This is a genomic window from Lachnospira hominis (ex Hitch et al. 2025) (genome assembly GCF_040096395.1).
Lineage (GTDB): Bacteria > Bacillota > Clostridia > Lachnospirales > Lachnospiraceae > Lachnospira > Lachnospira hominis.
This window is the reverse complement of record NZ_JBBMES010000024.1, coordinates 19,607-28,099: the sequence shown is the minus strand read 5'-3', so window position 1 is coordinate 28,099 and position 8,493 is coordinate 19,607. Positions and strand designations below refer to the sequence as shown.

Annotated in this window: 7 protein-coding genes and 1 pseudogene; all 8 read right to left on the bottom strand. The window is 39.4% G+C overall.

The window, feature by feature from the left end; genetic code table 11:
* On the bottom strand, positions 1-278 hold a 278-nt coding region (locus WMO38_RS13935; protein ID WP_349163095.1), incomplete at its 3' end, for a DUF6050 family protein.
* Positions 259-1,240: pseudogene (locus WMO38_RS13930) on the bottom strand (DUF6017 domain-containing protein). The pseudogene WMO38_RS13930 and the gene WMO38_RS13935, both read right to left, overlap by 20 nt.
* 15 nt (positions 1,241-1,255) lie before the next feature.
* Positions 1,256-2,149 carry a ParB/RepB/Spo0J family partition protein gene (locus tag WMO38_RS13925; RefSeq protein WP_349163094.1) on the bottom strand — a complete coding sequence of 298 codons (894 nt, stop codon included), beginning with the start codon at positions 2,147-2,149 and terminating at the stop codon, positions 1,256-1,258.
* Entirely contained in the window at positions 2,142-2,924 is a 783-nt protein-coding gene (locus WMO38_RS13920) for a ParA family protein (RefSeq protein ID WP_349163096.1), read from the bottom strand. The genes WMO38_RS13925 and WMO38_RS13920 overlap by 8 nt, the downstream gene beginning before the upstream one ends.
* Before the next feature lie 188 nt (positions 2,925-3,112).
* Positions 3,113-3,586: a DUF6075 family protein gene (locus WMO38_RS13915; protein ID WP_349163093.1), complete on the bottom strand. Its 474-nt coding sequence runs from the start codon at positions 3,584-3,586 to the stop codon at positions 3,113-3,115.
* 273 nt (positions 3,587-3,859) lie between these two features.
* Positions 3,860-5,248 carry a 23S rRNA (uracil(1939)-C(5))-methyltransferase RlmD gene (gene rlmD, locus WMO38_RS13910; RefSeq protein ID WP_349163092.1) on the bottom strand — a complete coding sequence of 463 codons (1,389 nt, stop codon included), beginning with the start codon at positions 5,246-5,248 and terminating at the stop codon, positions 3,860-3,862.
* A 173-nt stretch (positions 5,249-5,421) separates the two neighbouring features.
* Complete coding sequence (locus WMO38_RS13905) at positions 5,422-5,688, bottom strand: hypothetical protein (RefSeq protein ID WP_021866666.1); 267 nt, start codon at positions 5,686-5,688, stop codon at positions 5,422-5,424.
* 84 nt (positions 5,689-5,772) lie between these two features.
* The gene (locus tag WMO38_RS13900) at positions 5,773-8,418 is read right to left on the bottom strand and encodes an ATP-dependent helicase (protein ID WP_349163091.1); all 2,646 of its coding nucleotides are present in this window, start codon (positions 8,416-8,418) and stop codon (positions 5,773-5,775) included.
* Positions 8,419-8,493: the final 75 nt, after the last annotated feature.

Below are 8,493 nucleotides of genomic sequence, written 5' to 3'. Positions count from 1 at the left end.
TCCGTAAATATAACGATAATCCTCACAAGAACAATAATACCACCAATCAGACCTCCAACGATACAATTCAGTGCCAGTATTCCCATACTTCCTGCAATACCAAAATTCTTCGGCACAAGGAACATGCACATTTTTCTGATACCATAGGGACATCCTACCAAAATCCAATAAAGGAAATAATCAAACCAATCTGCTTTATTACAAACCGGATAACAGGTAATCATCCACAGAACAAGAACGCATACCGGAATAATTATTTTAAACAATGCCTTTTTCATGCCAGCCACCTCCGTACATATCGTGCTGCACTTCCTGCTGATAATAATGGTTCATCGTTGAGGGGGCATTATAAAGAGCAGCAACCATATATGCCTTGATATTGGTTATTTTCGTATTTGTATCATGCATACAGCCAATCACATACTCCAGATGTCCACTGTTCAGCTTCAGAAATTTAGATTTTACAAGCTCATATGGATAATCCTCGCCTGCTATCCGGATCGTTGTACGTTTTACACATACAACCTCACAGATAACCTCAAAAAGCTCCTCATACAAAGCCTTGTTCTGCCAATCATCGTACTTCATGTGATGCTCATATTCGATGTTATCCTTAATCAGTTCTATGTATGCATTTACATCATCCATCAAATCAATCCTTTTTTCTGACTCACTCTCATTACTAGATTGATTGATAGGATTGGTATAACTTATATCAGTATAACTCTGGTTAGTTTGATTATAGTTAGTATAAATAGGGTCTGCTTTATGAACTTCTGCAAGTTCACTTTCTGAACCTCTTAAAGTCTGCATTGTGAACTTCTGTGGTTTTATCAGCATTATCGGACTTTTTTTCTGTCTGTGCATCAGTAATTGTAGAAAAATTCTTCACATAGATTATGTCCGGCTTTCCAAGTCCACGGCGTTTCTTTTCAATCAGACCGATTCCGTTTTCGGTATCAAGCTCTTTCATAATCTTAACGCAGGTTGCCTTTGCACATCCCAAATCTTCCATAATTGCATCCACCGTATAAATAATGTATGCCCTATTTTCATCGTCCAGCCAGCCGTTTTTCATGGATAATGACATCCTGTCAAGCATCAGCCCATAGAGGAGCTTAGCATCACTGCTAAGCCCCTTAAATCTCTCGTCTTTAATCAAAAGTCGGGGAACACGATAAAAAGAGAACTGCTCTGCTTCAATTCCGTAGTAATAGTCAAAGTTTATTGTATCGCCCACTTTACCGTGCCTCCTTTACTGCTTATTCGACACCTTTCCGGTGTTCCATTCTTCCAATAGCTGATAGATAATGTTTTCTATATCCTCACTGGAATAATCCTCCGTAAAATATCTGCTGATTTTATCAGCCTTGATTGTAACTTTTCTTTCCTTTGGCTTTTCCTCTGTCAAGATCAGTCTTACCATTGGCAGAGTCAGCTCGCCTTTTTTCCCATATAACTTTAACTTTGATGATTGGGTAGTCGAGATAGCTGCACCCGTTTCTTCAAGAATGACCTGCACCCATTCCTGTGCCTGTTCTGTCAGAAAAGATATGTCAACACCCTGTACCAGACCGATTTTCTTCTGATCAACCATATCCAGTAATTCATCTGACAGACGGGCAAGCCACATATAACGCTGAACTGTCTTTCCACTCTCTCCGGCTGCTTCTCCAACTTCATCAAGACTGCTTCCATTTCCTTTTTTGCCCTGATGCTTCATGGCTTCATACTTCATCGAATAGGCTCTTGCTTTTTCACTTGGGAGAATATCTTCCCGCTGGATATTGGTATCCACCATAATCACCGTAGCTTCATCATCGTTATAATCTCTGATAAACATAGGCATGGTGGAAAGACCTGCAAGCTCACACCCATGTTTCCTGCGGTGTCCGGCGATTATTTCATAACCGCCCTCTGCCCTTGGTCTTGCAATACCAGGCATAAGCACACCATAATTTCTGATGCTCTCCACTGTTTCCTGCATCTTTTCATCATCCAGAACCTTAAAAGGGTGTCCTTTGAACTCATAAAGCTCTGAAAGCGGTATCTCCTGCACCTGATCGGTGCCCACTGTCATATCAGAAGCACCGAATAAATCATCAAAACTGTTTAGCTTTACCTTTGCTGCACTTCCTGCCTTATTCATTGCCAAGCACCTCCTCCATCAAAGATTGATAGGCTCTTGCTACTTTTCCCTTTGGGTCATGCTGATAGATGCTGACGCCCTCTGCCGAAATCTCGGCAGCTCTTACGGAAATCGGAATACTATTCTCAAATATCCTTACTTTGCTTCCATAATTCTCAATCAGTAATGCACTGATGTCCTTTGCATAATTTGTCCTGCAGTCAACCATGGTCAGCAAAATACCCTCAATGGATAGCTTCGGATTTATCTGACGCTTCACCTTACCAATCGTCTTAATAAGCTGTTCCAGACCTTTCACTGGCAGATATGCCGCCTGTACCGGGATTAAGATACTATCCGCACAGGCAAATGCATTTATGGTTATCATGCCAAGTGAAGGCATACAGTCAATCAGGATATAATCATATCTTTCTTTCACCTGCTCTATATAGGAACGCATCACAAGTTCCCTGCTCATGACATTTACCAGAGATACCTCCAGACCGGATAATTCGATATTGCCGGGCATAAGGTCAATTCCTTCCTCATGCCTTAAAATCCCGTAATCACCTTCCATTTCCACATCATTGATGATATTCGCCATCACCGTCGCAAGTGTTTCCTCCAGCTTGTCCGGCTCTGTAAATCCCAAACTTGCAGTCAAACTGCCCTGTGCATCGGCATCTATCAGCAGAACTCTCTTGCCCTGCTTTGCCAGTCCTATTCCCAAGTTGCTTGTTGTGGTGGTCTTTCCGACTCCGCCTTTTTGATTTGCGATTGCTATTATTTTACACATGATACATTCTCCTTTACTCTCTGCTACATTAGTCTTTTTCACTTCTACATACGCTCTGTAAAACTTCTTTGTCCCTTTATTCTGGTATAAATCTGAAAACTCTGTCACTTCGATTTTGGAATTTCTTTGCAAAATCTTTCCAAACCATTTAATATCATTCTTTGTTCCCATCAATCGAACCTTTAACATCAATCTGCTCCTCCAAACAGGGCATACAGTTTCCGGTTATAGGTTGCATATTCCGGATACCGGATTTGTATTGCCTGCCAAAAATATGGTGCATAGGCACAGCAGAACAATTCTTCCACTGTGTACTGCCTGCACTCGTTAATCTGCTCCTCTGCGTCCTTGTAATCATCCACGCTTGGTGTGGCATTGCAATATAAATTAAATGCCATTCTGACTACTTTCACGCTTCCGCTGGTCTGCCAGCCTTCATGCAAACATTCTGTTTTTACACTGCCTGTCTTAAAATCATAAATGCGATTGGCATTTCTTCTGGTATCATCGTTAATGCCAAGACAGTAGCAAAGTGCCTTGTGGTACACATCCTGATACCTTACTTCTTTTAATTTCTTGTAGTAGAATTTCTCATGTGCTTCGCTGATAAAAATAATTTCTTGGGCTTTTTCAGCTCCTGCTCCTAACGCTGTGTTTGTCATTGTATGACCTCCTTCTAAAGTGAATTGAAAAAGGCACTCCTAATGGAATGCCCTAATATAAAAAATAGGGACACTCTTTCAAGTATCCCTACGTTCTATCAACATATCTGATAGTTCTCTATTTACTTTCATATTCAGAATTATTTGTGTTCCCACAACCGAGGTCTGATGCCACAACAACCGTTACCTTCCTCACAAGCTCTTTTTCCTTGTGATTTTCAGCAATCCTGTTGAAGCTGAAAAGCTCTACAAAGTGCGTAAATTCAAGGATTTCTACATATCCTTTCTGTGTAGTCCTACCACAGTCTCCACATGCACCGTTCCTGGAAACATGTCCACACAGCACCCACGCTCCACCTCGTAGCCGCAAGCCTGCAGCATCTCTAGGTCACGGGCGAGTGATGTCGGTTTACATGAAATGTAGACCATATGGTCAACACCGTAGTCGATAATTTTCTTTAACGCCTTAGGGTGGATTCCGTCACGCGGAGGGTCAAGCACGATTAAGTCAGGACGTTCATTTATGTTATCAAGAGCCTTTAAGACATCTTCAGCGATGAATTCACAATTTGAAAGTCCGTTAAGTCTGGCATTTTCACGGGCGGCATCGACGGCCTCGGCAACAATTTCCACACCGATTACCTTCTTTGCCACAGGTGCAAGAATCTGGGCAATTGTGCCTGTACCACTATAGAGGTCAAATACAACCTTATCTTTGGTCGTTCCGACATACTCCCTTGCCTTTGAATAAAGGACCTCTGCCCCGAGCGAGTTCGTCTGGAAAAATGAAAATGCAGAAATATTGAATGTAAGTCCTAGCAGCTCTTCCTGAATATAATCCTGTCCGAAAAGTATCTCTGTACGCTCATTTTTTACAACATCAGCAATACTGTCGTTATAAGTATGCAAAAACCCGACAAGTAATCCGTCAAGCTGAAGATTTCGTAATTTTTCAGTAATTTCAGACATATCAAAATCAAGCTGGGTTGTTGTTACTATATCAACAAGAATCTGACCTGTTTTTACTGCTTTTCTCACAAGAAGATGTCTTAAATATCCCTCATGTGTCATCTTATGAAAATATGGCAGATTTTTCTCTTTAAAATAGCTGCATACACAATCAAGTATTCTGCTGAAATCGTTATCCACAATTTTACATCCATTTACTGTGACAATATCATATGTACTGTTTCTTTTATGAAGTCCGAGTGCAAGTTCACCGCCTTTTACTTCATCGCCAAAAGTAAATTCCATCTTATTACGGTAGCTTTCATTAACGGGACTTCCGATTATTCCTTCAAATTCAAAATCACCTTTTACAGCTTCGTCAAGTATGCTTTTCACCTGACTTTCTTTCATCTTTAACTGCTCGCTATACTCCATGCTCTGATATACACAACCGCCGCATTTTCCAAAATATTTACAGACTTTTCCCTCTTCATAACACTTTTTTTCAAGAGGTGAATTTTCGAGAACTTCAAGCAGTCTTCCTTCACATTTGTCTTTGCGTTTTTTGTTAACTGCAAATCTTACTTTCTGTCCCGGCACTGCATTTTTAACTATAACTCTTGTCTTCATGCCATCCTCATCAACCCACACATACCCTTTATTAGGAAACTCAATTTTCTCTACATATCCTTCACAAATATCGCCTTTTCTCACATATGCTCCTTCCAAGCCTGACAGCTTTAATCTCTATTTTCTCACGACCTGCATAATACAACATATTCAGTTTCTACAGGTACAAAATATATCCGCTTCATACGTAAAATATGCCACCAGCCGAACAGACGCACGACCGGTGGCAACATTAAACTTCCAATTGAATATGATAATTACTTATCTTCGTCTTCAAAGTCATCCTCGAAATCATCTTCAAAATCGTCATCATAATCATCATCAAAATCATCAAGATAATCTGGTGTAAAATATCTGTATACACCATATGCAATTGCTGCTATAGCAGCTACGGCACCGATTACTGCAAGAACAATAAGCACCCATTTACAGCACTTATTTTTTTCTTCCTCTTCTTCCTTCTTGTGGAGAAGTTCACCAAGCTTGCTGGCTGCAATTAATTCTTCAATCTTATCTTTATTCATAATATATGCCCCTTTCATTTATTTCTTCAATTTCATCATTTCAATTTTTTATAAAATCATTGTATCATAAAAAAAACGATTTTACTACTGTTTTTTTAATCGTGCAAAGCCTGCAAGCATCTTTTTTATGCCATACTCCTGAAACTCCACAGTTACCATGTAGTCTCTTGTTGCCGCATCGATTGAAAGCACTTTTCCTTTGCCGAATTTCACATGTGAGACCATGTCTCCCACATTATAACCAAGTCGTGACGAAAGACCTGAAGATGTCTGTCCTTGTGGTTGTGCACCAACACCCGTTTTTGCACTCGGATTATCAACATTTTTTGATATGTTTGAAACAGTTTTCCCTGACTTTTTCAAATCGAATATATCCATAGGAAATTCTTTACCAAAGCCTACTTTTTTATTCGTCGATGCAGAAGAAACATTTTTTACGGCATCACGCTGTACACCCGTAAAAGTTCTTCCCGCACTACTATAACCTGTTGATGTACTTCCGTAATTTGTAACATTTCCTCGTTTTGCATATCCTGTTTTTCCCGAAATACTCACACGGTTTGTATTATAGCTTGAATATGAAGTTGTATTACCGCTTCCATATCTGCTTAATGCGTCTTTTGCACTCGCACGGAAATTAAATTTCGATGACTCTCCGGGCTCTGTCTCACCGCCAAAAGCAATCTTTGACTTATTATAACCTGTTGCCTGATTTTCAATATTTAAAAGTTCCTTTGGAATTTCATTGACAAAACGTGATACTTTATTCATCTGTGTTTCACCATGAACCATACGCTGTTTTGCACTACTTATGTTCAGTTCTTTCTGTGCACGTGTAATTCCCACATAACAAAGACGGCGTTCTTCTTCTACATCCGTCGGGTCATCGGATACGATTGTCATATAGCTCGGAAAAAGTCCATCCTCAAGTCCTGTCATGTATACAATAGGAAATTCCAAACCTTTTGCACTGTGGAGCGTCATAAGCATCACCTGATTGCCTGACTGGTCAAGATTATCAATATCAGCAATAAGTGCAACTTCAGACAAAAATCCGCTCAATGTAGGCTTAAAATGTTCATTGTCAGCAACCTGAACAGCCTCTTTGCCATCTACAACAGAAGTCGGTTCCAAAGTATTATTTACTGAATCATCAAAATCATTTTGTGCATCTCCCACCTCGTAACTTACAATTTTATTGATAAATTCATCAATATTTTCCTGTCTGTTTTCTACTTCTTCTTTTGTTTCACTCTCAGACAGATATTCTATATATCCTGTGTCTCTTACAACCGACTCAGTAAGTTCCTGTATTGACATATATTCCTGTTTTGCCTTAAACCCCAGAATAAGTGTCACAAAATTTTCTATCTTATTAAGAGAGCGTCCGATGTCAGGAATCTGCGAAGCATTACACAAAGCATCCCAGAATGTACATCCGTTATAATCTGCAAAATTCTGTATACGTTCGAGTGTTGTTGCACCGATTCCACGCTTTGGGACATTAATAATACGACGTACTGCCTGTGCATCCATTCCATTATCAATTGTTTTAAGATATGCAAGTATATCCTTAATCTCTTTTCGCTGATAGAAATTAACACCACCGTATATCCTGTACGGAACATTTCTTACAATAAGACGTTCCTCTAGAAGTCTTGACTGTGCATTTGTTCTGTAAAGGATAGCTATATCATTATAGTTCCATCCATCTCTTACCTTTGCACAGATTCCATTTACAACGCCTTCCGCTTCTTTATATGCATCTTCATAAAGACAGAAATTAATCTTTTCACCTTCATTATTAGCTGTCCAGAGCGTCTTGTCTTTTCTACCAAGATTATTTTTAATAACACTGTTTGCCGCTTCAAGAATAGTCTTAGTTGAACGGTAATTCTGCTCAAGCTTTATTACTTTTGCAGAATCAAATGTATTTTCAAAATTAAGAATATTCTGGATATTGGCACCTCTGAACTTATATATTGACTGGTCATCATCACCGACAACACAGAGATTTCCATATTTTCCGGCAAGCATACTCACAAATTTAAACTGCACTGTATTTGTATCCTGATACTCATCCACCATGATATAGCGGAATCTTTCCTGATATGCAGTCAAAATGTCTTCATTTTGTTTAAAAAGCTCGACAGTTTTAAATATCAAATCATCAAAATCAAGTGCATTATTCGTTTTGAGCATTTTCTGATATTCACGGTAAACACCGGCAATTCTTTTTGCATTATAATCGTTGCCTGCATTTATCTCCATTTCGTCAGGAGTGACAAGCTCGTCCTTTGCCCTTGAAATTGCACTCATGATTGTGCGTTCTTTGAGCATTTTTGTGTCAATGTTAAGTTTTTTGCACGCTTCTTTTATAACACTTTTCTGGTCATCCGTATCATATATAGTAAAATTAGTATCATAACCCAGACGGTCTATGTATCTTCTAAGAATTCTTACACATGTCGAATGAAATGTACTTACCCACACCTGGCTTCCGAGCGGTGTTATCTTTTCCACACGCTCTTTCATCTCAGCTGCAGCTTTATTTGTAAATGTAATTGCAAGTATATTATATGGTGCAACATCGCAGTCTTCAATAAGATAGGCTATCCTGTGCGTAAGCACACGTGTTTTGCCGCTTCCGGCACCAGCTATTATAAGAAGCGGTCCATCAGTTTTCTTGACTGCTCTTTTTTGCATATCATTTAAACCGTCTAAATTCATCTTACTTCTCCATATATTAAAAGTCAAAATAACTGCCACGAAGTCACGGAATTCATCCTATGCAACGCGGCAGTT